The sequence below is a fragment of the Lysobacter sp. GCM10012299 genome (assembly GCF_042649405.1).
Classification (GTDB): domain Bacteria; phylum Pseudomonadota; class Gammaproteobacteria; order Xanthomonadales; family Xanthomonadaceae; genus Lysobacter_J.
The window spans coordinates 1-25,646 of record NZ_JBHRZC010000001.1; the positions used below are offsets into that span (position 1 = coordinate 1).

A 25,646-nucleotide genomic window follows, 5' to 3' on the forward strand; every position below is an offset into this window, starting at 1 on the left:
GGACATCCATGTCCCGCTGCGGATCAATCCCCGACCCGTCGGCCAACGCTCCGCCGCTTCATTTCCCGGTCTTCGGCGCTTGCCCGTCATTCCCGCGAAGGCGGGAACCCAGCGTCGTTGCCCGTCGTTCCCGCGAAGGCGGGAACCCAAGGACGTTGCTTCCATTCCATCGAAGACCACGCAACAACGTGGCAGAGCGTCGTTCGACGGGCTGGGGATTGCACCGCAGCGGGACATGGATGTCCCGCGCCCCGCATCGGACAGGATGTCCGACTAAGGGGCGGGGCAATCCCAGCCCGGCGGACGGCGCCCTTCCGAAGGGTGAAAGCCCCAAAAAAAAACCGCCGGCATGAACCGGCGGCTTCGTACTCACACCAAGCAAGCAGCGATCAGAAGTCGTAGCGCACCTGGATCTGCGCCAGGTCGAGGTCGGTGTCTTCGATCTCGAAGCGGCTGTACTCGCCACGCAGGGCGACATGGTCGGTGAAGCGGTACTGCACGCCGACGCCATAGGTCGGGTCGGTGCCGCTGTCATCGTTGTTGCCTACGACGCCCGGGAGCGCAGTGTCGAGGTCCCAACGCTGGAAACCGGCCTTCGCGTAGGCCGAGAAGCTGTCGGTGATCGGCACCGTGCCGACCGCGGTCAGGTAGACCGAGCTGGCTTCGAGATCGGGGCCATTGCCGCGCGGCTCGAGCTTGCCGAAGTCGGCGTAACCGGCCTCGAGGCCGAAGTAACGGTTGAACTGATAACCGCCGAACAGCGAGAACGCAGTGTCCTCGTCGTCGTAGTTGCCTTCGTCGACAAACGACTGGCCGACGCCGGCACCGGCATAGAAACCCTTGTCGGCAGCCTGTGCGCCGAACGCGGCGGCGCCAACGAGGACGGCGATGAGGGCGCGGGAAAGCATCTTGTTCTTGCTCATTGCTGTTCAAACTCCTGCAACGGTCACCGCGGCCAATCGGGGGAGGGAGCGGTGGCGTGTCTGCGACGGGCCCCGGCGGAATGCCTGGGCAGCCATCGCTGCAAGAGGTAAGTGGGTCTGCCGCTGCGCAGCCCAAGACCGGAGACGGGGGATTCACTGTCCCGTGTCTGGAACGCATGCCCCCGGCCGGCCGCGCGCGTTCACGGACTTTTCCGAGTCTGGCGACAAGGTCACGGGACCCCGTGAAATCCGGCGCCTCGCCATACGATCGGCAATGCGCGGCGGCAACCGTGATCCTCGTCCGGTTGCCGTCGCGCATCTAACTTCTGGACAAGTCAAAGCAGGGAGCGGTGCGCATGTTTGCAAAGAATCTGGTGTTGGCAGTCGTCCTGGCCGGCAGTTGCCTGGCCATGCCCGCGGTGAAGGCGGCGGACGAAAAGCCGTTCGACACCGTGGCGGTGATGGAGAAGCAGGATCGCATCCGTCGCGATGCCACGTCCGGTGCGGCTGGCTTCAGCTCGTTGTCCGCCGACAAGCGCCGTGAGCTGCTGGAACGCCAGGAGGACCTGATCGGGATCATCGATGGTCGCCGCTACGAGGAACTGACCGCAGAAGAACGGGCGCAGGCGTCGAGCGAGATCGCCTGGATCGATTCGCTCGCGCGCCAGGTGGCCGACGAGCGCCTGATCTGCGAGCGCACGAAGAAGTCGGGCACCAATCGCGTCGAGCGGATCTGCATGACCGCCCAGCAGAAGCGCGAGGCGCAGGAGAAGGCGCAGAAGGCGATGGAAGGCCGTCGCATTTCGCCGCAGTACGACAACACCTCGACCCGCGGCCTCTGATGCCGCCAAGGTGATCCGCGTGTCGCGGGCGTTCATGCACGCGCTGGCATAGTCGCTGGCACGCCCCGCAAGAGGGCGGACCCATCGTCGAGTGTGGTGCGAAAGGCGGCCCCGGCCGCCTTTCGCTTTGCTGGCGAACCGCGTCCGTTCGCGGCGGCAATGCCGGCCATGCGACAATGGCGGCCCATGAACGCTGCCGTTGACCTCGACCTGGCCAGATTGCGCCGCAGCTGCGCGCAATGCTCGCTCCAGCAGCTGTGCCTTCCGGCCGGCATCGATGCCGATGAACTGGTCCGCCTCGACGAAATCGTCCGGCGCCGTCGCACCCTCGCTCGTGGCGAGCGCCTGTTCCGCATCGGTGATCCGCTGGCCTCGGTCTTCGTCGCCCGCGACGGCGCGTTCAAGACCGTCAGCCTCAGCGAAGAGGGCGAAGAGCAGGTGGTCGGCTTCCACCTGGCCGGTGAACTGATCGGCCTGGATGCGCTCGGCGACGGTGCCCACCGCTGCGAAGCGGTGGCGCTGGAAAGCGCCAATGTCTGCGACGTCCCGCTCGACCAGCTCAGCGCCGTGGCCGCGCAGTTGCCGTCATTGCAGCAACAGTTGCTGCGCGTGATCGGGCACAGCCTCAACCGCGACCAGGACCACATGGAGATGCTGGTCCGGCGCCAGGCCAACGAGCGCATTGCCCTGTTCCTGCACGGCCTGGGCGAACGCTTCCGCCAGATCGGCCAGTCGTCGACGGCGTTCCGCCTGCCGATGAGCCGCGAGGATGTCGCGCGTTATCTCGGCCTGGCGCTGGAGACCGTCAGCCGCGGCTTCACGCGATTGCAGGAGGACGGCGTGATCGCGGTGCACGGGCGACGCGTTGAGATCCTCGAAATCGCGGCGCTCGAGCGCCTCGCGCACGGCATCGAAAGCAGCGAGCCGAAGCGGCAGAAGGCTGCGCTGTAGCTCCTGGCTCTGTTGCTCAAGCAGGCAAGCTGCCACAGCCCAGCGCCGCCAGCAGCGTATGCAAGGCCGGCACCCGCATCAGCCACGGCGCCGCCAGCGTCAGCACGCCGGCGGCCAGCACCAGCGTGGCCGCGGCATTGCGCCAGCGCGTCTGCAGCCAGCGCCCCAGGCGTGCACCGCTCATGGTCAAGGGCAGCATCACCGGCAAGGTGCCCAGGCCGAACGCGGCCATCGTCAATGCACCGTTGAGTGCACTGGCCTGCAGCCACGCCGCGACCAGCAACGTCGTGCTCAGCCCGCAGGGAAGCCAGCCCCACAGCAGCGCCAGGCCCAGCCGCCGCGCGCGCGTGTCGGCGGGCAGCAGGCGCTGTTGCAAGGGGCGCAACACTTGCCATAGACGGTTGCCGGGGCGCGACAGGAAGGCCAGTCGACCGTGCCGGTCGAACAGTCGCAGCGCGACGATCACCAGCACCATGCCGACCAGCATCCGCGAGGCGAGCGCCAGCCCTTCGATGCGCGCGACCTCGACGATGCCATGGCCCAGGCCGCCGGCAATCGCGCCGGCAATGATGTAGCCGCCGACGCGCCCGAGGTTGGCTTCCAGCGCGATCCGCGCGGGATGGCCGGTTGCAGTGGCGGAAAAACCCGTGGCGATGCCGCCGCACATCGCGGCGCAGTGGACGCCGCCGAGCAATCCGCTGAGCAGCGCCGCGCCGAGGGTCAGCCAGTCAATCGGCATCCGTGCCTTCCTGTGGCGGGGGTGCCTGTGTCGGCGGCGGCGTGGGCAATGGCTCGTCGCGCAGGATGTCGATGGCCGGCGTGTCGAGGTCGTCGAACTGACCGCGCCGCACCGCCCACACGAACGCCCAGATCGCGACGCCGAGCAGGACCAAGCTGATGGGAACGAGCAGCAGCAGGATCGTCATGGCCGCGCCACGGTGCCCGTACGACGGCCCAGCCGCAAGGCATTGAGCGTGACCAGCAACGACGACAACGCCATGCCGACCGCCGCGATCCACGGCGTGACATGGCCGCTGGCGGCCAACGGCAGCGCCAGCAGGTTGTAGCCCAGCGCCCATGCGAGGTTCTGGCGGATCACCGCCTGCGTGCGCCGCGCCAGCGTGATGGCCTGGGGGATCCGCAACAGCGACGGGCTGGTGACGACGAAGTCGGCCGCGCGCTGCGCCAGCGCGGCGCCTTCGGCCATCGCGATCGATACGTCGGCACCTGCCAGCACCGGGGCATCGTTGAGCCCGTCGCCGACCATCGCCACTACGTCGCCCCGTGCCTGCAGTTCACGAACGTGGGCCAGCTTCTGCTCGGGTGTCTGCCGCGAGCGGACGGTGTCGATGCCGAGTTCGGCGGCAAAGCGCCGCACCGGGGCATGCGCGTCGCCACTGCAAAGCTCGACGTGGAGGCCCTGCGCCTGCAACGCCGATACGGCGGCATGCGCATCGTCGCGCCTCGCTTCGCCGACGGTGAAGCGGGCGACAGCGCCGTTGTCCTGGCCGAGCCAGAGCGCGCCGTCGTCTTCGCCGCCCACCGCGAACTCGGCCCGGCCCAGGCGCCAGTGGCGACCGTCGATCAACGCTTCGATGCCATGTCCTGGAACACTGTGCAATTGCCCGGCGCGGTAGTTGCTGTCGATATCGGCGAAGGCGTGTGCGAGCGGATGGCCGCTGTCGCGCTCCATCGCCGCCGCTATCGTCAGTGCGTCGTCCGGGTCGGTGCCGTTGAAGATGCTGACCGTGTCCAGCTGCGGACGGCCGTTGCTGAGCGTGCCGGTCTTGTCGAAGACGACGCGATCGACGCGCGCCAGCGTCGACAGCGCATCGCCACGCAGCCCGAGCACGCCGATCCGCGCCAGCGCGCCGTGCGCGGCCGTCAGTGCGGTCGGAATCGCCAGCGACAGCGCGCAGGGGCAGCTCACCACGAGCAGCGCCAGCGTCACTTCGAGCGCGCGTGCCGGGTCGTGTTGCCGCCACCAGGCGTAAACCGCGATCGCGCACGGCACCAGCACCAGCACGAAGCCGCTGGCGATGCGCTCGGCAACGCGGGCCAGCGCAGGGCGTTCGCCCTGCGCCTGTTCGACCAGGCGCGTGAGTTGCGACAGGCGCGTGTCGTTGCCGGTCCGGGTCACGCGGATGCGCGCGGCCTGTTCGCGACAGAGGCTGCCGGCCAGCGCGATCGTCCCGGGTGCCCGTTGCACCGGTGCCGATTCGCCGGTGATCAGCGCCTCTTCGAACGCACAGGCGTGGTCGAGCAGCACGCCGTCGGCCGGTACCGATTCGCCGGACGCCACGCGCACGACGTCGCCGACCGCAAGCTCGGCGAGCGCCACCTGCTCGCGCGTGCCGTCGTCGCGTTCGCGCGTGGCCAGCGCCGGCCGTGCCCGCGCCAGTGCATCGACCTGCGCGCTGGCGACCTGGCGCGCGCGCTGTTCGAACATCCGGGCCACCAGCAACAGCAGCACGAACATCACGGCGGCGTCGTACCAGACATGGGCGCCGCCGCGGAGGGTCTCGAACAGGCTGGCGAAGTAGGCCAGCAGCGTCGACGATGCGATCAGCGTGTCCATGCCCAGGCGACGCCCGCGCAGTTCGCGCCACATGCCTTCCAGGAACGGCCAGCCGGAATAGAACACCACCGGCGTCGACACCAGGAAGGTGATCCAGCGGAAGAAATCGCGCGTGGCCAGCGGCATCTGCCCGGCCGTGTCCAGGTACAGCGCCTCGGCGAACATCATGGCCTGGATCGCACCCAGCCCCGCCACGCCCAGGCGGATCAGCCAGCGCCGGCGCTCGTGCTTCTTCGCCTGTTCGCGCGCGTCGCCGGTGGCCAGCCATGGCCGGTAGCCCAGCGCATCGAGGCGCGACATCAGCGACGACAGCGCGACCCTCTCCGGATCCCACGCAACGACTATGCGCCCGGTGACGGCGTTGGCGCCGGCATCGAGCACGCCCGGGATGCGATGCAAGGCGCGATCGATCAGCCACGCGCAGGCGGCGCAGCGCATCGAATCGGTCAGCACGGTGATCTCGCGGCCGCCCGGCACGTTGCGGCTGTGCTCGGCGAGGACGCTTTCGCGGTCCCAGCCGGCGAAGTCGGCGGGGTCGGCATCGACACGGCCGGCGGGCACGGTGCGCAGGCGGTAATAGTCCTCCAGCGCGGCCTGCTGGATCCAGTTCGCCGCCGCGGCGCAGCCGGTGCAGCAGAACTGCTGGCCACTGGCGGCAACCGTGTTCGTCGCCGTCAGTGTTTCGCCGCAATGGTGGCAGGCGGTCGCAACGACGCCGGGGTGGACGTGGCCACGGCGGTCATCGGGAGCCAGCGCGGTCTGCGTGACGCTCATGCCGACATCATCCCCCAATCAACGCGACTGCATACCGCTCAATCGTCCGACAGCGCCGGCGCCAGGTGGGCGGCACGCTGCCCGGCCGGCAGCCGGCCCTGCAGGCGCCAGCTGCGATCAGGCGGCGTCAGCTGCAGCAGCCAGTCGTGGTCCGCCGCAGGTTCGACATTCGCTCGCCAGCCCATCTCGCTCGGCATCAGGGTCACGCTGCGGTCCAGCGCGGCCTGGCTGGGATGGGACAGGACCAGCGTCAGCGGTTCGTCGCGGCGCACCTCGCCTTCGCCGAAGCCGCCGCCGACCGGCAGCAGCTCGACCATGTCCTTGTCGACGCGCAGCACCGCCGCCAGCTTCAGTTGGCTGGCGCGCGCATCCGGCCCCAGCTCCGTCACCTGGATCTGCGCCGTGCGCTGCACCGGGTCGATCACCGCATCGGTGCTGCCACTGCGCACCGCGATGACCGCCAGGCCGACGCCGGCGACGATCGACAGGATCGGCAGGCCGATGACCAGCCACATCACCGGCATGCGCAGCGGATGGTTGCGCACCATCACATCGGCCCGAAGAAGGTGGAGGGGACATCGGCCTGCGCTGCGCCATCGATGCGCTGCACCTTGAAGACGATCTCCTGCTTGCCGCGCACGTCCTTCGGCGAGGACAGCGTCAGCGGCAGGTTCAGCACCTGCTCGGCGGGCGCGTCGATGACCTGCGTGCCGCCGCTGCTGCCGCCGCCGACCAGGGTGATGCCGGCCGGTGCCTGCAGCGTCAGCCGGAACTGCTGCGCCTTGACGTCCTTGTTGACCAGCTTGAGCGTGTAGCCGTTCTCGATGCGGCCGTCGCCGGTCTCGCGGTAGAGCGCATTGCGGTCACGCAGCACTTCGGCGATCAGCGGGCTGCGGTTGCCCACGCCCCACGCCCAGGCCGCGCACAGCGCGAGCAGCAGCAAGCCATAGACGAACACCCGCGGACGCAGCACGCGCGTGGGCTTGCCGTCGATCGCGTTCTGGGTGGAATAGCGGATCAGCCCCCTCGGGTAGCCCATCTTGTCCATCACGTCGTCGCAGGCATCGATGCAGGCACCGCAGGCGATGCACTCGTACTGCAGGCCGTTGCGGATATCGATGCCGGTCGGGCAGACCTGCACGCAGATCGTGCAGTCGATGCAGTCGCCCAGCTCTTCCGGCGCGAACCTGGGCAGCGGCTCGACCTTGATGCCCGTGTCGGTCACCGCGGTCGTGCCCGGCGCGACCACCGAACCGGTGACGTAATGCGCGGCCCGCAGCACGTAGTCATAGGCCGTCTTCGCATCGAGCAGGCCGCGGCGCTCGGCCGCGCCCTTCATGCCGCGCTTGCGCGGGCCGCGCGGTTCGCCGCGCATCGGGTCGTAGGCGATGATCAGCGTGTTGCGGTCGAACATCGCGCTCTGGAAGCGCGCGTACGGGCACATGTACTTGCACACCTGTTCGCGCAGGAAGCCGGCATTGCCCCAGGTGGCCAGTGCGTAGAACAGCACCCAGAACAGCTCCCAGTTGCCCCAGCCCGGCGCACTGCCGAGCAGCGGCGCGCGCGCGGCCAGGTCGGTGATCGGGGTGAAGAAGCCGACGAAGGTGAAGCCGGTCCACAACGCGAACACCAGCCACAAGGCGTGCTTGCTGCCCTTGCGCAGGAGCTTGTTGCGGTTCCACGGGCCGGCGTCGAGCTTCATCCGCGCATTGCGGTCGCCCTCGGTCCACTGCTCCATCCACAGGAAGACCTCGGTCCACACCGTCTGCGGGCAGGCATAGCCGCACCACAGGCGGCCGGCGAGGGCGGTGAAGAAGAACAGGGCGAAGCCGGCGATCACCAGCAGCATCGCCAGGAAGACGAAGTCCTGCGGCCAGAAGTTCAGTCCGAACACGTAGAACTTGCGCGCCGGCAGGTCGAACAGCACCGCCTGGCGACCGTCCCAGCGCAGCCACGGGAACACGTAGAACATGCCCAGCAGCACCACCACCGCGATCTTTCGCCAGATCTGGAAGCGGCCATCGACGTCGCGCGGGTAGATCTTGCGCTCGCTGACGTACAGCGCGCTGCCGTCATCCAGCAGGTCGAGGGGGATCTTCTTGGTCATTGCGAAGTACTCGGCTCACTCCGGCGGCAAGGGCCGGTTGTAGCGACTGGCAGGGCGAAGCAGGATCCAGGTGAACGCGCTGGAGGCAGCGGTGGCCAGCCAGAACATGAAGAAGGCGATGCTGTAGCCGAGCGTGCGTGTCAGGGGCAAATCAGGGAAGGTCATGTCGCGCAGCGCCAGCGGGTCGACGAAGGCGAAGAACACCATCGTCATCACCGCCGCCGAGAAGAAACTCGGCCACAGGATCGCCCCGAGCCGCTGTGCCAGCGGTCGGGGCGGATGATCGAAGCGCGGGACGGTGTAGTCGGGCATCGCGTCACCGCGTCGCGGTGGTGGCGGGCTTGCCGCCGTGCGAGAGCGACCAGACGTAGGCGGCGACCAGGCGGGCACGGGTCTCGCCGATGATCTGGCGGTGGGCCGGCATCGTGCCGTGGCGGCCGCTGCTGATCGTCTGGCGCATGCTCTCGGTGGTGTTGCCGTACATCCAGTAGTCGTCGGTCAGGTCGGGCGCGCCCAGTTCCTGGTTGCCCTTGCCGTTGGCGCCGTGGCAGGCCACGCAGACGCCGTTGTAGAGGGCCTTGCCCTGCGCGGCCATGTAGTTGTTCTGCATGCTGTCGGGATCGGACAGCGTGCGCACGTAGGCGATGACGTAGTCGACCGCGTTGTCGCCGCCCATGCCGGTGAGCACCTTGCCCCATTCGGGCATGACGCCTTCGCGGCCGTCGAGGACGGTCTGCAGGATGCGCTCGGGCGAGCCGCCCCAATGCCAGATGTCGTCGCTGAGGTTCGGGTAGCCGATCGCGCCGCGCGCCGACGAGCCGTGGCAGGTCGCGCAGGTGTTGCTGAAGATCGAGCGGCCCAGCGCCACGGCTTTGGGATCCCGTGCGATCACGTCGATGGACTTGCCCGCGTACGGTGCGAAGGTCTGGTCAAGCTTGGCGTCGTCGCGTGCCTTGTCGGCGGCCTGTTCGCCGGTCGAGGTCCACTTGCTGTAGCCCGCGTACGCACCCAGGCCCGGGTAGTAGATGAGGTAACCGATGGCGAAGACGATGGTGATGTAGAACAGGTTGATCCACCACCGCGGCATCGGCTTGTTGTATTCGGTGATGTCGCCGTCCCAGTAGTGGCTGGTCTCGGTCGGACCCGGGTCGCCGGGCTTGCGCTTGCCCGTCCACCACAGCAGCCACACGCAGCCGACGATGTTGAGCACGACGATTGCAATCACGTACCACGACCAGCCCGCGCTCATTGCCGTGTCTCCTTGCCCTGCTCTTCAAGCCGTTCAAGCGGCAGGCGTGCCGCCGCATCGAATTCCTGCCTGCGCCGTGGACTCCAGGCCCAGATCCAGCCGGCCACGAACACCACCAGCAGCACCGCGGTCACGATTCCGGACACCATGTCAGCCTCCCCTCGGTGCGTGCTTGCCCAGGCCCTGCAGGTAGGCGACCACGGCGTCGAGTTCGGTCTTGCCATTGACCGCCGCACGGGCGCCGGCAATGTCCTCGTTGGTATAGGGGTCGCCGATGCGCCGGAGCGCGCGCATGCGGCTCTCGACCTCGCCACCGTCGATGCGGTTGCTGGCCAGCCATGGGAAGCCCGGCATGTTCGACTCGGGCACCACGTCGCGCGGATTGAGCAGGTGCACGCGATGCCAGTCGTCGGAGTAGCGGCCGCCGACGCGGGCCAGGTCCGGACCGGTGCGCTTGCTGCCCCACTGGAACGGATGGTCGTAGACCGACTCGCCGGCCAGTGAGTAATGGCCGTAACGCTCGGTCTCGAAGCGCAGCGTGCGCACCATCTGCGAGTGGCAGTTGTAGCAACCTTCGCGGACATAGACGTCGCGGCCGGCCAGTTGCAGGGCGGGGTAGGGCTTCACGCCGGGCAGCGGCTTGATCGCCTCGGCCTGGAACATCAGCGGCACGATCTCGGCCAGGCCGCCGAACGACACGGCCACGGCGATCAGCACTGCCATCAGGCCGACATTGGTTTCGACTTTCTCGTGGGAATGACTCATGTCGACCTCAGGCGTGGGCGCGGGCAGTGTCCGGCGGCAACACCGGGGTGGCGACGAGTTCGCCGGCCTGCTGCCAGGTACGGATCACGTTCCAGGCCATGAGGAACATGCCGGCCAATACCACCAGGCCACCGGCCAGTCGGCCCAGGTAGTAGGGGTAGGTCGCGTTGAGTGCCTCCACGAAGCTGTAGGTCAGCGTGCCGTCGGGGTTGGTGGCGCGCCACATCAGGCCCTGCATCACGCCGGCGATCCACATCGAGGCGATGTACAGCAGCACGCCGACGGTGTGCAGCCAGAAGTGCAGGTCGATGGCCCTGACCGAGAACATCTCCTTCTGTCCCAGCAGTCGCGGCAGCAGCGAATAGAGCGAGCCGATCGTGATCATCGCCACCCAGCCCAGTGCGCCGGCGTGGACATGGCCGACGGTCCAGTCGGTGTAGTGCGAGAGCGAGTTGACCGTCTTGATCGACATCATCGGCCCCTCGAAGGTGGCGATCATGTAGAACGAGATCGCAACGATCAGGAACTTCAGGATCGGGTCGGTGCGCAGTTTGTCCCAGGCACCCGACAGGGTCATGATGCCGTTGATCGCGCCGCCCCAGCTCGGGGCCAGCAGCACGATCGAGAACACCATGCCCAGCGACTGCGCCCAGTCCGGCAGCGCGGTGTATTGCAGATGGTGGGGGCCGGCCCACATGTAGATGGCGATCAGCGCCCAGAAGTGCACGATCGACAACCGGTAGGAGTACACCGGCCGCCCGGCCTGCTTGGGCACGAAGTAATACATCATTCCCAGGAAGGCAGCGGTCAGGAAGAAGCCGACCGCGTTGTGCCCGTACCACCATTGCGCCATCGCATCGACCGCGCCGGAATACATCGAGTACGACTTGCCCAGTCCGACCGGGATCGCCATGTTGTTGACGATGTGGAGCAGGGCGATGGTGATGATGTAGGCGCCGAAGAACCAGTTGGCCACGTAGATGTGGCGCACCCTGCGCTTGACGATCGTGCCGAAGAACACGATCCCGTACGCGACCCAGACCGCGGTGATCAGCAGGTCGATCGGCCACTCGAGTTCGGCGTATTCCTTGCCCTGGGTCAGGCCCATCGGCAGGGTGATCGCGGCCGCGACGATTACCGCTTGCCAGCCCCAGAAGGTGAAGGCGGCGAGCTTGTCGGAGAACAGGCGGACGTGGCAGGTGCGCTGCACGATGTAGTAGCTCGTGGCGAACAGCGCCGAGCCGCCGAAGGCGAAGATCACCGCGTTGGTGTGCAGCGGTCGCAGGCGGCCGTAGCTCAGCCAGGCGGTGTCGAAGTTCAGCGCCGGCCAGTACAACTGGGCCGCGATGAGCACGCCAACCGCCATGCCGACGATGCCCCAGAGCACCGTCACCGCGGCGAACTGGCGCACGATCTTGTCGTTATAGGTTTCTGCAACCGCTTGCATATGGGCGTGCCCCTTTCCGTGCGCCGGGTCGGCGGCATTCTATGAACGCGCCTTCCGTGCGCGTTTGACCTGGATCAATTTGCATCCGGACATGCCGGCGGCACGGGCGTGCCCATGCTGGCAGCGCCAACGAGCCTAGTGCTCAGAGCGTGAAGGCTCGTTTCATATTCGTGAGGGTCATGTGCCGACGCCGTGCGGCTGGATGACCCCCGTCCAGATGCCCACGGCCACCATGCCGATCAGGGCGATGGACAGGCCGATCCGCCAGGTCAGGGCATTGACCGCGCGCTTGCTCTGGCCGCGGTCGACGAGCATGTAATAGAGGGCGGCGCCGAGGTTGTAGACGATCAGGCCGAGGAAGGCGACAACGAACAAGGTCTTCATGGGGAAGCCGGGGTCTGGAGGGTGGCCGGGTGGCGGGCGCGCAGGCGCGAGAACCAGGCCCGGCGCAGGAGCAGGGCGACCGTCATCACCCCGAGGTAGAGGCCATAGGCCAGCGAGGTCGCCAGGACCTGCTTCCACATCGGGCCGAAGCCCGGGTCGGCATGCCACATGCCCCAGTACATGCCGGCCATCGCCGCGGCGGTGGCCAGCACCAGCGCGGCCGAATCGGCCAGGGTCCGCAGCGCTCCCCGCGGCTGGCGCGGGTAGAGCCAGTACAGGACCGAAAGGATGGCGAACCAGGGGGCGAACAGGATCAGGGCGAGGTGCAGCTGCACGTCCGCGGACATGGCGGTCGGGCTCATGGTGGGGAATGCGCGCAGTCTAGGCCGACGGTATCAGTCGGAATAGAATCAGAAATGGTGAAAAAAAACCGGATCAGATTGGCTGCCATGAAGCGTTACCAGGCCCTGGCCGACGACATCGCCCACTCGATCCAGGCCGGCGTCTTCCGGCCGGGCGAGCGCCTGCCGTCGGTCCGGCAGACCGGCGCCGCGCGCCGGCTCAGCCCGGCAACCGTGTTCCAGGCCTATTACCAGCTGGAGGCGAGGGGCCTGGTGGAATCGCGTGCCCGCTCGGGCTACTACGTCGCGCAGCGGCCGCGGCTGCTGCCGCCGGAACCGGAAGTGGCATCGCGCCCCGACGGCGACTCGCGCACCGTCGATGTCAGCGAACTGGTGTTCGACGTCCTGCAGTCGGCGATGGACCGCGAGGTCGTGCCGTTCGGTTCGGCGTTTCCGAGTCCGCTGCTGTTCCCCCTGCCGAAACTCGGCCGCGCGGTCGCCGCCACCGCGGTCGAACTCGATCCGTGGAGCACCGTCGACGACCTCACGCCGGGCCTGGGCGAACTGCGGCGGCAGATCAGCCAGCGTTACCTGATCGACGGCATGGACATCGCCGCCGACGAAATCGTGATCACCAACGGCGCCATGGAAGCACTGACGCTGTCGATCGCTGCGGTGACCCGCCCGGGTGATGCCGTGCTGGTGGAGTCGCCGTGCTTCTATGCGGTGTTGCAGACGCTGGAGCGCAACGGCCTGCACGCCATCGAGGTCCCGACCCATCCGCGTGACGGCATCGACCTGGACGCGCTGGACGCGGCCATCCGTCGCCACGCGCCGCGCGCATGCTGGCTGATGCCGACCTTCCACAATCCGCTCGGCGCGACCGTGCCCGAGTCCGGCAAGCGCGAGCTGGTGGCGTTGCTCGCCGAGCACGGGATTCCGCTGATCGAGGATGACGTCTACGCCGAACTGCACTTCGGGCCGAAACGACTGCTGCCGGCAAAGGCCTTCGACCGCGACGGCCTGGTGATGCATTGCTCGTCGTTCTCCAAATGCCTGGCGCCGGGCTATCGCATCGGCTGGGTGGCGGCGGGGCGCTTCCGCCAGACCATCGCGCGCAACAAGCTCACCACCACGCTCAACACCAACGTGCCGGCGCAACTGGCGATCGCACGCTACCTGCAGCGCGGTAACTACGATCGCCACCTCCGTCGCCTGCGTTCGACACTGGCCACGCAACAGGAGCAGTACATCGCAGCGGTCGCACGGTACTTCCCGGCGGGCACGCGGGTGACGCGACCGCTGGGCGGCTATTTCGCCTGGATCGAACTGCCCGCCGGCAGCGATGCGCTGGCGCTGCAGCGACAGGCGGTGGACAACGGCATCAGCATCGCCCCGGGCCCGATCTTCTCCGCGAGCCGCGGATTTGGCGATTGCCTGCGCCTCAACTTCGGCCATCCGCTCGACGAGCGTGCCGACACCGCCCTGCAGCGGCTCGGGGCGATGGCCGCCGCGGCTTCATCTCCCCTATAGGTGCGCTGCCTAGAATCGCCGGGATGAGCCGGTCGCAACCCATCGTTGTCGCCATGCTGGCAGTGCTTGCACTGTCCGCGGCTGCGCCAGCACAGGCGCGCAAGGTCTACCGCTGCGTTCGCGACGGCACTGTCAGCCTCTCGACCGCGCCGGAGCCGGGTTCACGCTGCAAGGCGCGTGAGAACGACGACAACGCTGCAACCCTGCCGAACCTGTGGGGCGGCAGCGGCGCAGTCAGCGGCACGCTCTACCAGCGCGAGCAGGACGGCCAGGTCGTCTACGGCACCCGCAAGCTGCCAGGCTCGGTGAAGGTGCTGGCATTCACCGTGCCGGCACCGCCGGGAGAGCCGGCGCACGCCGGCCTCGGTCAGGTGGGACCGGCGCAGATTGATCGCTACCCGAAGCAGTTCCGCGCGGCCGCGCGCGCTACCGGCGTCGACGATGCATGGCTGCGCGCGATCGCGCATGCCGAAAGCGGATTCGATGCCAATGCCGTGTCGCCCAAGGGCGCCCAGGGCGTGATGCAACTGATGCCGGCGACCAGTCGCGAGTATGGCGTGGTCGATCCGTTCTCGTCGGCGCAGTCGATCGATGCCGGCGCGCGCCACCTTCGTGCATTGATGCGCCGCTACCACGACGATCTCACTCTTGTCGCCGCGGCGTACAACGCGGGCATTGGCGCGGTCACGCGCTACGGTGGCGTGCCGCCCTATGCCGAAACCCAGGCCTATGTCGCCAAGGTGCAGCTGCTGCACGAGCGCTATCGCACCGCGCTGGGGCAGGGCAAGCCGGTCGCTGCACGGGCATCGCCCGCGGTGCCGTGACGAGCGGGATCAGTTACGGATCAGGCCATGGCCTTGGTCGATTCGTACGGCAGCGGCGTCGCGCCGGCGGCCATCAGGGTTGGTTCGAGCGGGTCGAGGAATTCCTTCTTGCCGTCGAGCACGACCAGGATGCGTCCTGACTGGATCTCGGCGTCGAACTTGCGCCGTATCGGATCGGGAATCGAGGAGCCCACCAGTGCCGATGCCCAGCAGCCAACGGCTGCACCGGCGACGGTTGCCGCGGCGGCACCGGCCAGCGTCAGCCCGATCGGCGTGAGCACGACCGCGGCCAAACCGGCGAGCAGGCCTGCCGCACCGCCGTAACCGGCGCCGCGCAACGCCGCCGGGATCAGGTCGGTATCGGCTTCCTTGTGCTCGTTGGGAATGTCTTCCAGCTCGATGTCCGAGCGCGCAACCAGCAGGATGTCGTCGTTGTCGACACCGGCGCTGCGCGCGGTATTCATCACCGCCTTCGCGGTGTCCAGATCGGGCGTGCTGAATACATGGCGGATCTTCATCGTCTCGCTCCTGGATTCACTCGCAGTTGCGCCTGCCAGCTTTGCCGCGCCCGGGTTAGAGGCGCGTGATGAGCACGCCGGCACGACGGCCTTCGCAACGGCGGTGCTAAGGTGCCACGCATCCGCAACCACGATGAGGTGGACAGATGACATCCCCAGCCATGAATCACCGCTTCGCGCCGGCACTGCTGGTGGCAATGACCCTCGCGCTGGCCGCCTGCAAGGCGCAGGCACCGACGCCGCCCGCGGAAGCGCAGGCACCCCCTGCAACGCCGCAAGTGACCGCCGATACCTCCGCCCAGCCGGCGCGTTCCACCGATGCGCCGTTGCCGTCGGAAGATGCCTCGCTCGCACCGGCCGCCACCGCGGCATTGCCGGCGGCGTTCGTCGACAAGGTGTGGAAGGTGGGCAAGTCGAGTGCGGTTGAGCCGGGCACCACGTACACGTTCCTCGCCGACGGCACGCTGGTGATCGATTCGCCCAACGGCACGCCCATGCACGGTCGCTGGTCGTACGACAACGGCGCGCTGGTGATGGTCGAGGAAGGCATCAGCTATCCGACCGAGATCATCGCGATCGACGCAACGCGGTTCCACATCCGCAGCCACAATCCGGGCGAGCCGGTCGATATCGAGCTGGTGCCCGCCCCCGACCAGCCGCTGCCCAAGCCCTAAGCTCCAGGCCGGGGTTCGCCCCGGCCGCCCCAGGAGGAAGCCATGCTTCCCACCGTCGATGTGCAATGCCCCTACTGCGGCGAAACGATCACGCTGGTGATCGACGATTCGGCCGGTTCCCAGAATTACATCGAGGACTGCCAGGTCTGCTGCCGCCCGATCACGGTCGTCGTCGAGTTCGACGAGGACGGCGTGCCGCAGGCCGACGTGCGCGGCGAAGACGAAGCCTGATCTCGCGATGAGTTGCAGCGCGTGTCGCCAAGCTTGATCGATCGCGTCGGTTGAAAGCGAATCCGGTGAAGGTTGTGTTGTGTTCAGCGAAAACACGACGCTGCTGCGTGCCGGAATTCCAAACTGCGTCGCATTCATCCGTCAACGCGGTCACCTAAAGAACCATCGGCTACCGGCATTCGCACGGAGCGTGGTTAAGAAAACGCTGGTTTAACGATTGCCGCCGCAGAAGCGTTCATGCGTGCGCCGGCAAGGTGGGGTCGTGCGGCACGTCAGGGGGCAGCGTTGCCCTCCCGCGCATCGAACTGGCTTCAAGGCCGCCCACTTCAGGAGACACGCATGACCATCCATTCCCGCAAGCCGCTCTTCGCCGCCGTCGCCCTGGTGGCCGCGCTGTCCGCTCCGCTCGCTTTCGCCCAGTCCGCTTCGCCGGCTCCTGCTGCCCAGGATCCGGCCAGCCAGGACGCCGCTGCTGCCCAGGCCGAGCCTGCCTCGGCTGCGCCGACCTCGGCGCCGCAGAAGAAGAGCTGGGCCGATGTCGACTCCAACAAGGACGGCGCGCTGAGCAAGACGGAAGCCGCGACCGTCCCGGCACTGGGCCAGGTGTTCGACAAGGCCGACTCCAACGCCGATGGCGCGCTCACCACCGACGAGTACAAGGCCTACGTGGCCAAGGTGCAGGCCGCGCCCAAGAGCGGCAGCGGCGGCTAAGCCTGCTCGACAGCACCTCCCCCAACACAAGGGCGGCTTCGGCCGCCCTTGTTCTTTGTGCGTCATCCCGGCGAACGCCGGGATCCAGGCCATCACGCCTGCCGCGTGCGGTGCTTCATAATGTGCGCATGAGCGACATCCAGCTGATCGGCTTCGACGCCGACGACACCCTCTGGCGCTGCCAGGACTACTTCGACCAGGCCCAGCTCGACTTCGAGCGCATCGTTGGCGGTTACGTCGACCTGCAGGACGCACGCGTGCACGAACGCCTGTACGAAGTCGAGAAGGGCAACATCGCCCTGTTCGGCTATGGCGTGAAAGGCATGGTGCTGTCGATGATCGAAGCCGCCGTCGACATCACCCAGGCGCGCATCAGCGCACAGGACCTGCATCGCGTCGTCGGCCTCGGCAAGGACCTGCTGCGGCAACCGGTCGAACTGCTGCCGGGCATCCGCGAAGCCGTCGAAGAGATCGCTGCCGATTTCGACGTCGTGCTGATCACCAAGGGCGACCTGTTCCACCAGGAAGCGAAGGTGAAGCAATGCGGCTTCGCGGACCTGTTCCGCCGCATCGAGATCGTCAGCGAGAAAGACACCGCCACCTACGCGCGCCTGCTGGAGGAGTTCGACCTTCCGCCGGAGCGTTTCGTCATGGTCGGCAACTCGTTGCGGTCCGACATCGCACCGGTGCTCGAACTCGGCGGCTGGGGCATCCACGTCCCGTATCACACCAATTGGGTGCACGAGAACGAAGCCGACGTCGCCGACGACGCCCCGCGCCTGCGCCGCGTCGAAGACGCCGCCCAACTGCCCGCAATGGTCCGCCAGCTAGCCTCCACGTAGCCCGGGTAAGGCACAGCCGCACCCGGGTCCCCCCAACGCACCCGGGTCACGCCCCCAACCCCAACGCCAGCTAAGCGTTCACAACTACCCCCGGTTTCATTAAAAATCGGTTCACCCGCGCCGCCTCATCTTGAACCCGTGCCCGCCGGGGGGTGGGCAACAAGGAGAATCAAGATGGCTACCGTCCTTTCCCGCTGGATGGCTTCCGTGGTGTTGGCCGCCGGTCTGGGTACGGTCGCGATGGCGCCGATGCCGGCACGTGCCGGTGATGGCGACGATTGGGTGAGGGTGATCGTGGATGTCGCCGACGTGATCTATCACGGCGGTTATCCCTACTCCCGTTACGACTACGGTTACCGCGATCGCCTGATCGTCGTGCACGACTACGGGCGCCCGAGGTACTACCGCCGCGTCTACCGCGCCGGCCCGCCTTACGGCAATGCCTACGGCTACTACAACAACGGCAAGTGCAACAAGCACGGCAAGTGCACGACGCATTACTACGACGGTCGCTATGACGACCATCGCCATGGTCGCGTCTACTACACCGACCGCGACCGTTACGACCACCGTTACGACGGCAATCGCTACGTGCGCTACGACGACCGCCGTCACGACGATCGCTATCGCGATGACCGTTACCGCGACGACCGTCGCCGCCACCACGACGACGACTGAACCTCGCGCGGCATCGACTCGCCCAGTAGCGACAACGGCACCGGAGCGGTGCCGTTGTCGCATCTGGCGCCTGGCCGTATAAATGCCCGGCCAACAGCTTCCGGGCTGGCGGCGCGGTTTCAGAGCCGATTCACCGCCGCGCGCCCAGCATTGCCACCAACCGCAGTTGAGAGCACACCGCCATGCGTTCGCCCTGGAAGTCCCGTTTTGCCGGATTGTTCGTCGCCCTCGTTGGCGTGTCCTCGGCTGGCGTCGCCTCGGCCCAGGACTACAGCTTCGGCTGGAACCCTCGCAGCGGCGACGCATGGGTCGACGACTGGGCGGGCGACATGAACCGCTACGGCAGCCGCTACCGCGATCCGTTCGTGGACGAGATGGTGCGCTACTACGGCGCTCCGCGGGATCTCGTGACCGACCTGCTGGTCGACCGCCGCTGGGCGCCGGGCGACGTCTACCTGGCGTGCTCGATCGCATCGATCATCGGCCGTCCATGCCGTTACGTCGTCGACACCTGGGAACGCGACCACGGCCAGGGCTGGGGCGCCGTCGCGCAGAACCTGGGCATCAAGCCGGGCTCGGCGGAATTCCATCGCCTCAAGAAGGGCTTCGTGCCCAGCTACGACCGCTGGGGCCGCACGATCACCATCGACTCCGACCTCGAGCGTGACTTCCCGGGCCGCGGCAAGGGCGCGCAGGGCAAGACGAGCAAGGCCAAGCCGGCGCAGGCGTCGTCGGGCAATGGCAAGTCCAAGGGCGCCGCCCATGGTCAGGGAAATGGCCAGGGCAAGGGCAACAGCGGCAAGGACAACGGCAAGAGCAAGGGCAGCGACAAGCACTGATCGCGCCTCGCTGGCCGCACTATCATTGCGGCATGAGCGAACCCCTTCCGATCCGTATCGTCGACTACGCACCGCGCTGGCGCGACGACTTCGCCCGCCTCAACATCGAATGGCTCGAACGCTGGTTCACCGTCGAGCCCATCGACCGTGAAGTGCTGGGTGACCCCGAGACCCACATCCTCGACGGCGGCGGCCATGTGCTGTTCGCTGTCGATGCCGAAGACCGCGCCGTCGGCACGGTCGCGCTCAAACGCGAATCCGACGGCGTGTACGAACTGACGAAGATGGTCGTCACGCCGGAACTGCGCGGCGCCGGCGTCGGCCGCCTGCTGATGCAGGGCGCGATCGACGCCTTTCAGACGCGCTGCGGACATGAGCTGTTCCTCGAGTCGAGCAGCAAGCTCGGGCCCGCATTGGCGCTGTATGAAAGCGTCGGCTTCCGCCACTACCCCGCGCCGAGACCGGGCTCGCACTACGCGCGGGCGGATGTGTACATGGTGTGGGAGCCAGGCTGAGTCGTCGCAACGGCAGCAATACTTTTTCGCGCCTGGGATCAATCTTATTGAGACAGGATCCGATATCTCCTAGCGTCGCAATAGGCGATTGCAGTTCGCCATTTGACCAACAGAGAAAGAAATCATGCGCGTGTTGACACAGAATGAGATCGGCGCAGTGGCGGGCGGATCCATGCCCCAGTGCAATGCAAGTGACCCGGCTCCTTACAGTAAGCCGCGTTTCAAGTTCTATGAGTATGTGCAGTTTTTCATGATGTTCTGACAGGTAGATCGTTGCTCCCAGGCGCGCCAGCAGGGCGCGCTTGTCTACCGACCGAGGAAGCATGAAAACGTTGATTCGCGTCGTATTCGGATCCGTCTGGTTTGCACCGGTTGTCGCCATTGCGACGTTCGCCATTTCGGTCGGCACCGGGTATCTCTTCGAATGGCTCGGCATCTTTCCGCCCTGGAACTTCCGGATGACGACCGGGAACCATGCTGTCGACATTCTGGGAGCAGTTTTCCTGTCCCCGATCGCCGAGACGCTGATCCTCGCTGCGATTATCGCGTTTGCCGGAAAATGGCTATCCCGGCGCACTTCGACATTGCTGGGCGCGTTGTTATCCGCCGCTGCGCACGCGCCAGCCTGGTGGGGATGGGCAGTGTCGGCCGTGATTCCCTTTGTGATCTTCTCGGCTCCTTTCGTCATCAGGTCCCGTTGGCGCGACGCGATCGTGTTCTCCACGCTTACCCACGCGTTCCACAACGGCTACTGCTACCTGGCCCTGCTGGCCGGTTTCTAGCCGGGCCTGGCCGGAGCCTTCAGCTGAGCCGGCGCTCAGCCCCCGCGCCGTACAATGCCCGGCAATGTCCCTGACCCCCGCCATTGCCCCGCTGCAGCTGCGCCTGTCCGTCGCCCCGATGATGGATGGGGCATACGCTGAATAAGAGCATTTACCGATCAGCTACTTAGGGCGACGGAGGATTGCCTTGTAGCACTGCCGCAGCACCCTGCTGAGCTGCGCGCCAGTCCAACGGCCGCTTGCAATCTGTCAGTGGGCCGCCGGCGTCAATCGCGCCTCATCGAGTAGCTGGTGTGGCTGGACAGGTGTTAGTGTCCGCTTCCGACCCATAGCGGACGCAGGGGTCAACCTGAAGTACGTGACGGGGAAAATATGGGGAATGGGTTGATTACTGCGGCGTTGTCGGTGGTATTAGGCGCCTGCGCAGTGCACACGGCCGCGCTGCCTCCGCTGCCGGAAGAGCCCGCGATCGTGGTGGATGACCCGGTCTGCATAAGCTGCTCATTCCTCTTGGATGGCCCCGAACTGGCTCGACTTCTGCCCTTGGCCGAGGCCGGCGATCGGAAGTCAGCCTTTCTCCTCTACCAGCACTACTTGGCTGCAGAGGACCGAGAGAGGGAGGCGCTCTGGCTTCGGAGTGCCGCTGAGTTAGGAGATGCGGTAGCCCAGTTCAACCTCTGGTTCGAGCTGCAGTCTGCGCCGAACTGCGCCGATCGCCTGGAAGCGCTGTCCTGGCTCAAACGGTCCGCGGAACAAGGCTTCGAGTCGGCCAAGTCGCGTTTGGATGGATTCCGGGACGAAACTGTCGACTGCGAGTCCATCGCGAACCCGCGAGGTTCATGACCGCTTCTGGCAGGCGGACTTTGGGGCTACCTGGACACCGTGTCGATGCTAACGTCCGCGTCTGACCCATTGCGGACCTTGCTGGAATGCCCCAGTTCATCGAAGTCTCGTCGTTGCTGAAGCCGGGCGACATCTACGAAGACCCGTTCTTTCATCCGTGCCTCTGCGTAGGGGAGGCTGACGGCGCGGTGTGGGGCATCTCGTTGATTGATGGTAGCTACCCGCGAACGACGGACGTCAGCGTAAGCGGAGTGCGGCTCCTCTCTCCTAAAGAGGCTTGGGAGTGGAAATCCAAGGGTCCGGATGTGATCGCGGCACAGTGGCGCGAGAAACACGGCGCGTTGGAGTGAATGACCCGCTTCTGGCCGTTAACGGACATTGACTCGGGGCAGGAAGGTTGGACTGGTGCTAACGTCCGCTTTCGACCCAATGCGGACGCGCCGCGGAGGGAGTAAGGATGGAACGAAGCTCAGGCGGGCGATATGGCTTTTCACTTAGGTCTGTTTCGACAGTTCAACAGCGCGGACACGTTGCTTTTAGCCGGCGATCCAGAGGACTTGGTTGATCTGTCGAGACGACTTGGCGAGTTCGTCGCGTCAGCTAGTTCAACCTTTCCCATCCACGATCTAGCAAGTGTCTCGCCCCAGCATCCGGCCCAACTCTTCGCATCGCGCAGCATCCTTACTGCTGAGCCAGGCTTCATGTGGCTTTGCTCGCCAAGTGTTGTTCCGCTCATTCAAGATCAGCTCCTAGCCGTGGCGTCATCTGGGCAGGGCCACCAGTACTTCGATCTAGTCGGCACGCCCGTTCTGCTAACGGTCTCGTCCGGTGAGTACGGCGCGGCTTGGTGGGCCGAGTACGGCTGAACGACCGCTTCTGGCCGATAGCGGTCGTTAGATCGGGCGGGGCGGTCGGGCCGATGTTAATGTCCGCTTCCGACCCATAGCGGACATCCCGCTCCGGCGGACGGAGTAGTACATCAATGAGTTCCATCGACGTCGGAGAATGGGCCGACGCGTACATCGAGGCACAGCTTGATCCTGATCTCCTCAAGGGCGATGGGGATCATCCGCTTTGGTGGGCTGTTGAGCGCTCCATGTTCTGTACGCGGGAGGCTCACGGAGAAGAACTGTGGCTATTCGTGCTCGCCGTAACATCAAAAGCCCCGTGCGATAAGGTCCTGGGCGTGCTGGCCGCCGGACCTTTGGAGGACCTCATTGCTTACGCGGGTCACGACTACATCGATCGCATCGAGACCGAGGCTCGCCGCAGCCCTGCTTTTCGCCACGTTCTCGGCGGTGTTTGGCAGAGCAGCACTCCGGATGACATTTGGCGTCGTGTAGAGGCGGCCCGGATTGTTTCGTGGTGAGTCGGTGCAACGGCTGCTTCTGGCCGTTAGTGGACACTGGTGGCTACCTGGGCGGCTGGTCCGATGCTAACGTCCGCTTCCGACCCTTAGCGGACGCTCGCCGGCCAATCACAATCGCTCCGCTGTCCGCTTAACTCTTGCGTTCGAGCCCTAGAGACACATGACCGCACTGGTAGTGCTTCCCGGCCTAGATGGCACCGCTTCGCTACTGACAGCCTTTGCCGCGGCTGCGCGCCCGCACTTCTCCGCGGTCCGGGTTGTGTCTTATCCGCGTGACAGAGTCCTGTCCTATACCGCGCTGGAGGAACTTGCGCGGAGCGAGTTGCCTAACGACACTCCGTTCATGCTGCTGGGCGAGTCGTTTTCCGGCCCGATTGCCTTGGCCATCGCCGCGAATCCGCCACCAGGGCTCGCAGGGCTGGTGCTTTCAACAACGTTCTCGCAAAGTCCTGTTCCATACCTTTCGCCGTTCGCTCCCATGACCACTTATGCTCCGGTTCGCGGGCTGCCACGTTCGCTCTTATCGTGGCTACTCCTGGGCCGCTGGGCTACTCCTGAGTTGGTGTCGTCACTGCAATCGGCCCTGGCGTCCGTCTCTCCATCTGTGCTCCGGTCCAGGGCAGCGGCCGCGCTCCGGGTCGACGCTTCCGCGAGCTTGGGCAACGTATCAGTTCCAGTTCTGTACCTTCGCGCCACCGGTGACAGGCTGCTCACTTCGGCCATCGGCGACCGGATTGTTGCGGCCATTCCGCAAGCCTCACTGGTCGATGTTGCTGGGCCACACCTGCTTCTCCAAGCCGCCCCAGAATCAAGCACCGCAGCGGTCGTCGAGTTCTCCGCCAGGCTGCGGCTATAGCTGATTCATGGGACGTCCGCTCTTGGCCGATAGCGGACGTACGGCCACTGGTCCCAGGCGACGTGGTGCGCGCCCGTAGGTAAAATACCCTCATGCGCACCATCGATCAAAACCAGATCCGTCTATCGACTGCGCCTATGATGGACTGGACCGACAGCCATTGCCGCGTATTCCACCGCCTCTTGGCCCCGCACGCCCGGCTCTACACCGAGATGGTGCACGCCAATGCCGTGATCCACGGTGACCGTCCGCGCTTGCTGGCCATGGACCCGATCGAGCACCCGGTGGCGCTGCAGCTCGGTGGCAGCGAGCCGGAGCTGCTGGCGCAGGCGGCGAAGATCGGGGCCGAGTGGGGGTTCGATGAGGTCAACCTCAATTGCGGTTGTCCGTCCGATCGCGTCCAGGCCGGACGCTTCGGCGCCTGCCTGATGCGCGAGCCGCGGCTGGTAGCCGACAGCGTCGCGGCGATGGTGGAAAGCTGCGACGTGCCGGTGACGGTGAAGTGCCGTCTCGGCGTCGACGACGACCACGACTGGGACCACTTCCTGTCCTTCATCGACACCGTCGCCGATGCCGGCTGCCGCATGTTCGTCATCCACGCGCGCAATGCCTGGTTGAAGGGGCTGTCGCCGAAGGAAAACCGCGAGGTGCCGCCACTGCGCTACGACTGGGCCTACCAGCTCAAGCGCGAGCGGCCGCAGTTGCAGATCGTCGTCAACGGCGGCATCGCCAGCCAGGCCGAGGCCACTGCGCATCTGCAGCACACCGACGGCGCGATGCTCGGTCGTGCCGCCTACCACGACCCTTACCTGTTGCATCAACTCGACGTCGCCTGGTTCGGCGGCGAAGTGCGCAGCCGTGCCGAGCTGTTGCGGTCTATGCGGCCGTACATCGAGGACCAGCTGGCGCGCGGGGTCTACCTCAAGCACATCACCCGCCACCTGCTCGGGCTGTTCGCCGGCGAGCGCGGTGGCCGTGCGTTCCGCCAGGTGCTCAGCGAAGGCGCACACAAGCCCGGTGCCGACTGGTCGCTGATCGAGCAGGCGCTGGCGTTGACCGAATCCTTCGCTGCCGCCGAGCAGGCAGGCGCCGCATGATCACCCGCGACATCGGCGCGTTCCTCGCCACCGCACGTGCCACGCCGCCCGACTTCGGCCCGGCCACCGCGCGCGCTGCGTTCCTGGTCGCGCCGGATGGCTTCCGCCTGGCCGAGCAGTCCGCTGCCGATAACCGCTACATGGCCAACGCCGCCAGCTTCGATGCGGCCAGTGCCAGTGCCGAGCACCGCGAACTGCATCGCGCGCTGTCGCAGGTGTTGCCGACGGTGTGCTTCGCCGGCGACCCGGATACGCCCGACGCACTGTTCCCCAACAACGTCTTCGCCACCGCGGCAGGCCGCTACGTCGTCGGCCGCATGCGCCATCCCGTGCGCCAGCGCGAGGCCGAGCGCGGCGACATCCGCGCCTTCTTCGGCGGCGTGCTCGACTACGCCGAGATCGACCTGTCGACCCAGCCGCACCCGTGCGAGCTGACCGGTGCGCTGGTCATCGACCGCGCCCGCGGCCTCGGTTTCTGCGGGCTGTCCGAACGCTGCGACGAAGCCGGTGCCCGTCTGATGCACGAAGCCCTTGGCCTGCGCGCGACCCTGATGTTCGACCTCGCCCCGGGCGAGTACCACACCAATGTGGTGCTGGCGGTCCTGGCCGGGCGCGCGGCGCTGGTCTGTGCCGGTGGTTTCGCCGACCCGGCGGTGGTCGAGGCCATCGTCGATCTGTATGCGCCGCACGCGCTGCAGCTGTCCCCGGCCGAGCATGCCGCGTTTGCCGGCAACGCCATCGCGCTGTCCGATGACGCGGTGTGGATGAGCGCCCAGGCCGCCGCGGCCCTGGCCGCTCACCACCGGGAAGCGCTGGCCGCCGCGGGCTTCGATCTGCGCAGTGTTGGCCTGGATGCGATCGAAGCGGGCGGTGGATCGCTGCGCTGTTGCGTCGGCGAGATCTTCTGAGAGCCAGTGGCAACGGGGGTGGGGCTGAATCCCGGCCATGGCGTGATGGAAAAGTTCAGACCGGA

31 protein-coding genes are annotated in these 25,646 nt (G+C 66.6%); 17 read left to right on the top strand and 14 right to left on the bottom strand.

Features of this window, described 5'->3' with window-relative positions:
• A partial coding sequence (locus ACFOPO_RS00005; protein WP_386699765.1) for a hypothetical protein occupies nucleotides 1–277 on the top strand: 277 nt, incomplete at its 5' end.
• A gap of 112 nt (nucleotides 278–389) precedes the next feature.
• On the opposite strand, the gene ACFOPO_RS00010 is transcribed toward ACFOPO_RS00005, so the two are convergent.
• Nucleotides 390–923, bottom strand: coding sequence for an outer membrane beta-barrel protein (locus tag ACFOPO_RS00010; protein ID WP_386699766.1), 534 nt, complete (start codon nucleotides 921–923; stop codon nucleotides 390–392).
• A 356-nt stretch (nucleotides 924–1,279) separates the two neighbouring features.
• Between ACFOPO_RS00010 and ACFOPO_RS00015 the strand changes: the two genes are divergently transcribed.
• Together ACFOPO_RS00015 and fnr are read left to right on the top strand one after the other, a co-directional pair.
• Nucleotides 1,280–1,765, top strand: a complete 486-nt coding sequence (locus tag ACFOPO_RS00015) for a hypothetical protein (RefSeq protein ID WP_386699767.1) — start codon at nucleotides 1,280–1,282, stop codon at nucleotides 1,763–1,765.
• Nucleotides 1,766–1,951: 186 nt separating this feature from the next.
• A complete protein-coding gene (gene fnr / locus ACFOPO_RS00020; protein WP_386699768.1) occupies nucleotides 1,952–2,716 on the top strand; it encodes a fumarate/nitrate reduction transcriptional regulator Fnr in 765 nt (254 codons plus the stop codon).
• Nucleotides 2,717–2,732: 16 nt separating this feature from the next.
• On the opposite strand, the gene ACFOPO_RS00025 is transcribed toward fnr, so the two are convergent.
• The 12 genes from ACFOPO_RS00025 to ACFOPO_RS00080 all read right to left on the bottom strand — a co-directional run bounded on the left by ACFOPO_RS00025 (nucleotide 2,733) and on the right by ACFOPO_RS00080 (nucleotide 12,382).
• Nucleotides 2,733–3,455: a sulfite exporter TauE/SafE family protein gene (locus ACFOPO_RS00025; RefSeq protein ID WP_386699769.1), complete on the bottom strand. Its 723-nt coding sequence runs from the start codon at nucleotides 3,453–3,455 to the stop codon at nucleotides 2,733–2,735.
• Entirely contained in the window at nucleotides 3,445–3,642 is a 198-nt protein-coding gene (gene ccoS / locus ACFOPO_RS00030) for a cbb3-type cytochrome oxidase assembly protein CcoS (protein WP_386699770.1), read from the bottom strand. The genes ACFOPO_RS00025 and ccoS overlap by 11 nt, the downstream gene beginning before the upstream one ends.
• A complete protein-coding gene (locus ACFOPO_RS00035) occupies nucleotides 3,639–6,068 on the bottom strand; it encodes a heavy metal translocating P-type ATPase (protein WP_386699771.1) in 2,430 nt (809 codons plus the stop codon). Before ACFOPO_RS00035 ends, ccoS begins: the two co-directional genes overlap by 4 nt.
• A gap of 38 nt (nucleotides 6,069–6,106) precedes the next feature.
• Entirely contained in the window at nucleotides 6,107–6,616 is a 510-nt protein-coding gene (locus ACFOPO_RS00040) for a FixH family protein (protein ID WP_386699772.1), read from the bottom strand.
• A complete protein-coding gene (locus tag ACFOPO_RS00045; protein ID WP_386699773.1) occupies nucleotides 6,616–8,175 on the bottom strand; it encodes a 4Fe-4S dicluster domain-containing protein in 1,560 nt (519 codons plus the stop codon). The genes ACFOPO_RS00040 and ACFOPO_RS00045 overlap by 1 nt, the downstream gene beginning before the upstream one ends.
• 15 nt (nucleotides 8,176–8,190) lie before the next feature.
• The gene (locus tag ACFOPO_RS00050; protein WP_241918321.1) at nucleotides 8,191–8,487 is read right to left on the bottom strand and encodes a hypothetical protein; all 297 of its coding nucleotides are present in this window, start codon (nucleotides 8,485–8,487) and stop codon (nucleotides 8,191–8,193) included.
• Nucleotides 8,488–8,491: 4 nt separating this feature from the next.
• Complete coding sequence (gene ccoP, locus ACFOPO_RS00055; RefSeq protein WP_386699774.1) at nucleotides 8,492–9,424, bottom strand: cytochrome-c oxidase, cbb3-type subunit III; 933 nt, start codon at nucleotides 9,422–9,424, stop codon at nucleotides 8,492–8,494.
• Nucleotides 9,421–9,573, bottom strand: a complete 153-nt coding sequence (locus ACFOPO_RS00060) for a cbb3-type cytochrome oxidase subunit 3 (RefSeq protein WP_386699775.1) — start codon at nucleotides 9,571–9,573, stop codon at nucleotides 9,421–9,423. The genes ccoP and ACFOPO_RS00060 overlap by 4 nt, the downstream gene beginning before the upstream one ends.
• A gap of 1 nt (nucleotide 9,574) precedes the next feature.
• A complete protein-coding gene (gene ccoO, locus ACFOPO_RS00065) occupies nucleotides 9,575–10,189 on the bottom strand; it encodes a cytochrome-c oxidase, cbb3-type subunit II (protein ID WP_386699776.1) in 615 nt (204 codons plus the stop codon).
• Nucleotides 10,190–10,196: 7 nt separating this feature from the next.
• On the bottom strand, nucleotides 10,197–11,636 hold the full coding sequence (gene ccoN, locus ACFOPO_RS00070) for a cytochrome-c oxidase, cbb3-type subunit I (protein ID WP_386699777.1): 1,440 nt from the start codon (nucleotides 11,634–11,636) through the stop codon (nucleotides 10,197–10,199).
• A 177-nt stretch (nucleotides 11,637–11,813) separates the two neighbouring features.
• On the bottom strand, nucleotides 11,814–12,020 hold the full coding sequence (locus tag ACFOPO_RS00075; protein ID WP_386699778.1) for a twin transmembrane helix small protein: 207 nt from the start codon (nucleotides 12,018–12,020) through the stop codon (nucleotides 11,814–11,816).
• Nucleotides 12,017–12,382 (bottom strand): hypothetical protein, encoded by a 366-nt coding sequence (locus ACFOPO_RS00080; protein WP_386699779.1) that lies wholly within the window; start codon nucleotides 12,380–12,382, stop codon nucleotides 12,017–12,019. Before ACFOPO_RS00080 ends, ACFOPO_RS00075 begins: the two co-directional genes overlap by 4 nt.
• 87 nt (nucleotides 12,383–12,469) lie before the next feature.
• On the opposite strand from ACFOPO_RS00080, the gene ACFOPO_RS00085 reads away from it, so the two are divergent.
• Both ACFOPO_RS00085 and ACFOPO_RS00090 read left to right on the top strand, forming a co-directional pair.
• Nucleotides 12,470–13,894, top strand: coding sequence for a PLP-dependent aminotransferase family protein (locus tag ACFOPO_RS00085; protein WP_386699780.1), 1,425 nt, complete (start codon nucleotides 12,470–12,472; stop codon nucleotides 13,892–13,894).
• Between the two features lie 23 nt (nucleotides 13,895–13,917).
• Nucleotides 13,918–14,718: a lytic transglycosylase domain-containing protein gene (locus ACFOPO_RS00090; protein WP_386699781.1), complete on the top strand. Its 801-nt coding sequence runs from the start codon at nucleotides 13,918–13,920 to the stop codon at nucleotides 14,716–14,718.
• Between the two features lie 20 nt (nucleotides 14,719–14,738).
• On the opposite strand, the gene ACFOPO_RS00095 is transcribed toward ACFOPO_RS00090, so the two are convergent.
• Nucleotides 14,739–15,236 carry a hypothetical protein gene (locus ACFOPO_RS00095; RefSeq protein ID WP_386699782.1) on the bottom strand — a complete coding sequence of 166 codons (498 nt, stop codon included), beginning with the start codon at nucleotides 15,234–15,236 and terminating at the stop codon, nucleotides 14,739–14,741.
• A gap of 161 nt (nucleotides 15,237–15,397) precedes the next feature.
• Between ACFOPO_RS00095 and ACFOPO_RS00100 the strand changes: the two genes are divergently transcribed.
• The 12 genes from ACFOPO_RS00100 (at nucleotide 15,398) to ACFOPO_RS00155 (ending at nucleotide 25,581) form a co-directional block, all read left to right on the top strand.
• A complete protein-coding gene (locus ACFOPO_RS00100) occupies nucleotides 15,398–15,910 on the top strand; it encodes a hypothetical protein (RefSeq protein ID WP_386699783.1) in 513 nt (170 codons plus the stop codon).
• A 42-nt stretch (nucleotides 15,911–15,952) separates the two neighbouring features.
• The gene (locus ACFOPO_RS00105; RefSeq protein WP_386699784.1) at nucleotides 15,953–16,141 is read left to right on the top strand and encodes a CPXCG motif-containing cysteine-rich protein; all 189 of its coding nucleotides are present in this window, start codon (nucleotides 15,953–15,955) and stop codon (nucleotides 16,139–16,141) included.
• A 339-nt stretch (nucleotides 16,142–16,480) separates the two neighbouring features.
• Nucleotides 16,481–16,852 carry an EF-hand domain-containing protein gene (locus ACFOPO_RS00110; RefSeq protein ID WP_386699785.1) on the top strand — a complete coding sequence of 124 codons (372 nt, stop codon included), beginning with the start codon at nucleotides 16,481–16,483 and terminating at the stop codon, nucleotides 16,850–16,852.
• A gap of 128 nt (nucleotides 16,853–16,980) precedes the next feature.
• Nucleotides 16,981–17,694 carry an HAD family hydrolase gene (locus ACFOPO_RS00115; protein WP_386699786.1) on the top strand — a complete coding sequence of 238 codons (714 nt, stop codon included), beginning with the start codon at nucleotides 16,981–16,983 and terminating at the stop codon, nucleotides 17,692–17,694.
• Between the two features lie 174 nt (nucleotides 17,695–17,868).
• The gene (locus tag ACFOPO_RS00120) at nucleotides 17,869–18,372 is read left to right on the top strand and encodes a hypothetical protein (protein ID WP_386699787.1); all 504 of its coding nucleotides are present in this window, start codon (nucleotides 17,869–17,871) and stop codon (nucleotides 18,370–18,372) included.
• A gap of 182 nt (nucleotides 18,373–18,554) precedes the next feature.
• Nucleotides 18,555–19,211 (top strand): hypothetical protein, encoded by a 657-nt coding sequence (locus ACFOPO_RS00125; protein WP_386699788.1) that lies wholly within the window; start codon nucleotides 18,555–18,557, stop codon nucleotides 19,209–19,211.
• Between the two features lie 32 nt (nucleotides 19,212–19,243).
• Entirely contained in the window at nucleotides 19,244–19,726 is a 483-nt protein-coding gene (locus ACFOPO_RS00130) for a GNAT family N-acetyltransferase (RefSeq protein ID WP_386699789.1), read from the top strand.
• Nucleotides 19,727–20,049: 323 nt separating this feature from the next.
• Nucleotides 20,050–20,508 (top strand): hypothetical protein, encoded by a 459-nt coding sequence (locus ACFOPO_RS00135; protein ID WP_386699790.1) that lies wholly within the window; start codon nucleotides 20,050–20,052, stop codon nucleotides 20,506–20,508.
• A gap of 929 nt (nucleotides 20,509–21,437) precedes the next feature.
• Nucleotides 21,438–21,701, top strand: a complete 264-nt coding sequence (locus tag ACFOPO_RS00140) for a hypothetical protein (RefSeq protein WP_386699791.1) — start codon at nucleotides 21,438–21,440, stop codon at nucleotides 21,699–21,701.
• A 632-nt stretch (nucleotides 21,702–22,333) separates the two neighbouring features.
• Nucleotides 22,334–22,720 carry a DUF6869 domain-containing protein gene (locus ACFOPO_RS00145; RefSeq protein WP_386699792.1) on the top strand — a complete coding sequence of 129 codons (387 nt, stop codon included), beginning with the start codon at nucleotides 22,334–22,336 and terminating at the stop codon, nucleotides 22,718–22,720.
• 948 nt (nucleotides 22,721–23,668) lie between these two features.
• Nucleotides 23,669–24,673: a tRNA dihydrouridine(20/20a) synthase DusA gene (gene dusA / locus ACFOPO_RS00150; RefSeq protein WP_386699793.1), complete on the top strand. Its 1,005-nt coding sequence runs from the start codon at nucleotides 23,669–23,671 to the stop codon at nucleotides 24,671–24,673.
• Nucleotides 24,670–25,581 (top strand): arginine deiminase-related protein, encoded by a 912-nt coding sequence (locus tag ACFOPO_RS00155; RefSeq protein ID WP_386699794.1) that lies wholly within the window; start codon nucleotides 24,670–24,672, stop codon nucleotides 25,579–25,581. The genes dusA and ACFOPO_RS00155 overlap by 4 nt, the downstream gene beginning before the upstream one ends.
• Nucleotides 25,582–25,646 lie beyond the last annotated feature (65 nt).

What these genes read in the sequence shown, in the direction of transcription:
- ACFOPO_RS00010 (WP_386699766.1), bottom strand. Translation starts at nt 923, where the DNA reads ATGAGCAAGAACAAGATGCTTTCCCGCGCCCTCATCGCCGTCCTCGTT.
- ACFOPO_RS00015 (WP_386699767.1), top strand. Translation starts at nt 1,280, where the DNA reads ATGTTTGCAAAGAATCTGGTGTTGGCAGTCGTCCTGGCCGGCAGTTGC.
- fnr (WP_386699768.1), top strand. Translation starts at nt 1,952, where the DNA reads ATGAACGCTGCCGTTGACCTCGACCTGGCCAGATTGCGCCGCAGCTGC.
- ACFOPO_RS00025 (WP_386699769.1), bottom strand. Translation starts at nt 3,455, where the DNA reads ATGCCGATTGACTGGCTGACCCTCGGCGCGGCGCTGCTCAGCGGATTG.
- ccoS (WP_386699770.1), bottom strand. Translation starts at nt 3,642, where the DNA reads ATGACGATCCTGCTGCTGCTCGTTCCCATCAGCTTGGTCCTGCTCGGC.
- ACFOPO_RS00035 (WP_386699771.1), bottom strand. Translation starts at nt 6,068, where the DNA reads ATGAGCGTCACGCAGACCGCGCTGGCTCCCGATGACCGCCGTGGCCAC.
- ACFOPO_RS00040 (WP_386699772.1), bottom strand. Translation starts at nt 6,616, where the DNA reads ATGGTGCGCAACCATCCGCTGCGCATGCCGGTGATGTGGCTGGTCATC.
- ACFOPO_RS00045 (WP_386699773.1), bottom strand. Translation starts at nt 8,175, where the DNA reads ATGACCAAGAAGATCCCCCTCGACCTGCTGGATGACGGCAGCGCGCTG.
- ACFOPO_RS00050 (WP_241918321.1), bottom strand. Translation starts at nt 8,487, where the DNA reads ATGCCCGACTACACCGTCCCGCGCTTCGATCATCCGCCCCGACCGCTG.
- ccoP (WP_386699774.1), bottom strand. Translation starts at nt 9,424, where the DNA reads ATGAGCGCGGGCTGGTCGTGGTACGTGATTGCAATCGTCGTGCTCAAC.
- ACFOPO_RS00060 (WP_386699775.1), bottom strand. Translation starts at nt 9,573, where the DNA reads ATGGTGTCCGGAATCGTGACCGCGGTGCTGCTGGTGGTGTTCGTGGCC.
- ccoO (WP_386699776.1), bottom strand. Translation starts at nt 10,189, where the DNA reads ATGAGTCATTCCCACGAGAAAGTCGAAACCAATGTCGGCCTGATGGCA.
- ccoN (WP_386699777.1), bottom strand. Translation starts at nt 11,636, where the DNA reads ATGCAAGCGGTTGCAGAAACCTATAACGACAAGATCGTGCGCCAGTTC.
- ACFOPO_RS00075 (WP_386699778.1), bottom strand. Translation starts at nt 12,020, where the DNA reads ATGAAGACCTTGTTCGTTGTCGCCTTCCTCGGCCTGATCGTCTACAAC.
- ACFOPO_RS00080 (WP_386699779.1), bottom strand. Translation starts at nt 12,382, where the DNA reads ATGAGCCCGACCGCCATGTCCGCGGACGTGCAGCTGCACCTCGCCCTG.
- ACFOPO_RS00085 (WP_386699780.1), top strand. Translation starts at nt 12,470, where the DNA reads ATGAAGCGTTACCAGGCCCTGGCCGACGACATCGCCCACTCGATCCAG.
- ACFOPO_RS00090 (WP_386699781.1), top strand. Translation starts at nt 13,918, where the DNA reads ATGAGCCGGTCGCAACCCATCGTTGTCGCCATGCTGGCAGTGCTTGCA.
- ACFOPO_RS00095 (WP_386699782.1), bottom strand. Translation starts at nt 15,236, where the DNA reads ATGAAGATCCGCCATGTATTCAGCACGCCCGATCTGGACACCGCGAAG.
- ACFOPO_RS00100 (WP_386699783.1), top strand. Translation starts at nt 15,398, where the DNA reads ATGAATCACCGCTTCGCGCCGGCACTGCTGGTGGCAATGACCCTCGCG.
- ACFOPO_RS00105 (WP_386699784.1), top strand. Translation starts at nt 15,953, where the DNA reads ATGCTTCCCACCGTCGATGTGCAATGCCCCTACTGCGGCGAAACGATC.
- ACFOPO_RS00110 (WP_386699785.1), top strand. Translation starts at nt 16,481, where the DNA reads ATGACCATCCATTCCCGCAAGCCGCTCTTCGCCGCCGTCGCCCTGGTG.
- ACFOPO_RS00115 (WP_386699786.1), top strand. Translation starts at nt 16,981, where the DNA reads ATGAGCGACATCCAGCTGATCGGCTTCGACGCCGACGACACCCTCTGG.
- ACFOPO_RS00120 (WP_386699787.1), top strand. Translation starts at nt 17,869, where the DNA reads ATGGCTACCGTCCTTTCCCGCTGGATGGCTTCCGTGGTGTTGGCCGCC.
- ACFOPO_RS00125 (WP_386699788.1), top strand. Translation starts at nt 18,555, where the DNA reads ATGCGTTCGCCCTGGAAGTCCCGTTTTGCCGGATTGTTCGTCGCCCTC.
- ACFOPO_RS00130 (WP_386699789.1), top strand. Translation starts at nt 19,244, where the DNA reads ATGAGCGAACCCCTTCCGATCCGTATCGTCGACTACGCACCGCGCTGG.
- ACFOPO_RS00135 (WP_386699790.1), top strand. Translation starts at nt 20,050, where the DNA reads ATGAAAACGTTGATTCGCGTCGTATTCGGATCCGTCTGGTTTGCACCG.
- ACFOPO_RS00140 (WP_386699791.1), top strand. Translation starts at nt 21,438, where the DNA reads ATGCCCCAGTTCATCGAAGTCTCGTCGTTGCTGAAGCCGGGCGACATC.
- ACFOPO_RS00145 (WP_386699792.1), top strand. Translation starts at nt 22,334, where the DNA reads ATGAGTTCCATCGACGTCGGAGAATGGGCCGACGCGTACATCGAGGCA.
- dusA (WP_386699793.1), top strand. Translation starts at nt 23,669, where the DNA reads ATGCGCACCATCGATCAAAACCAGATCCGTCTATCGACTGCGCCTATG.
- ACFOPO_RS00155 (WP_386699794.1), top strand. Translation starts at nt 24,670, where the DNA reads ATGATCACCCGCGACATCGGCGCGTTCCTCGCCACCGCACGTGCCACG.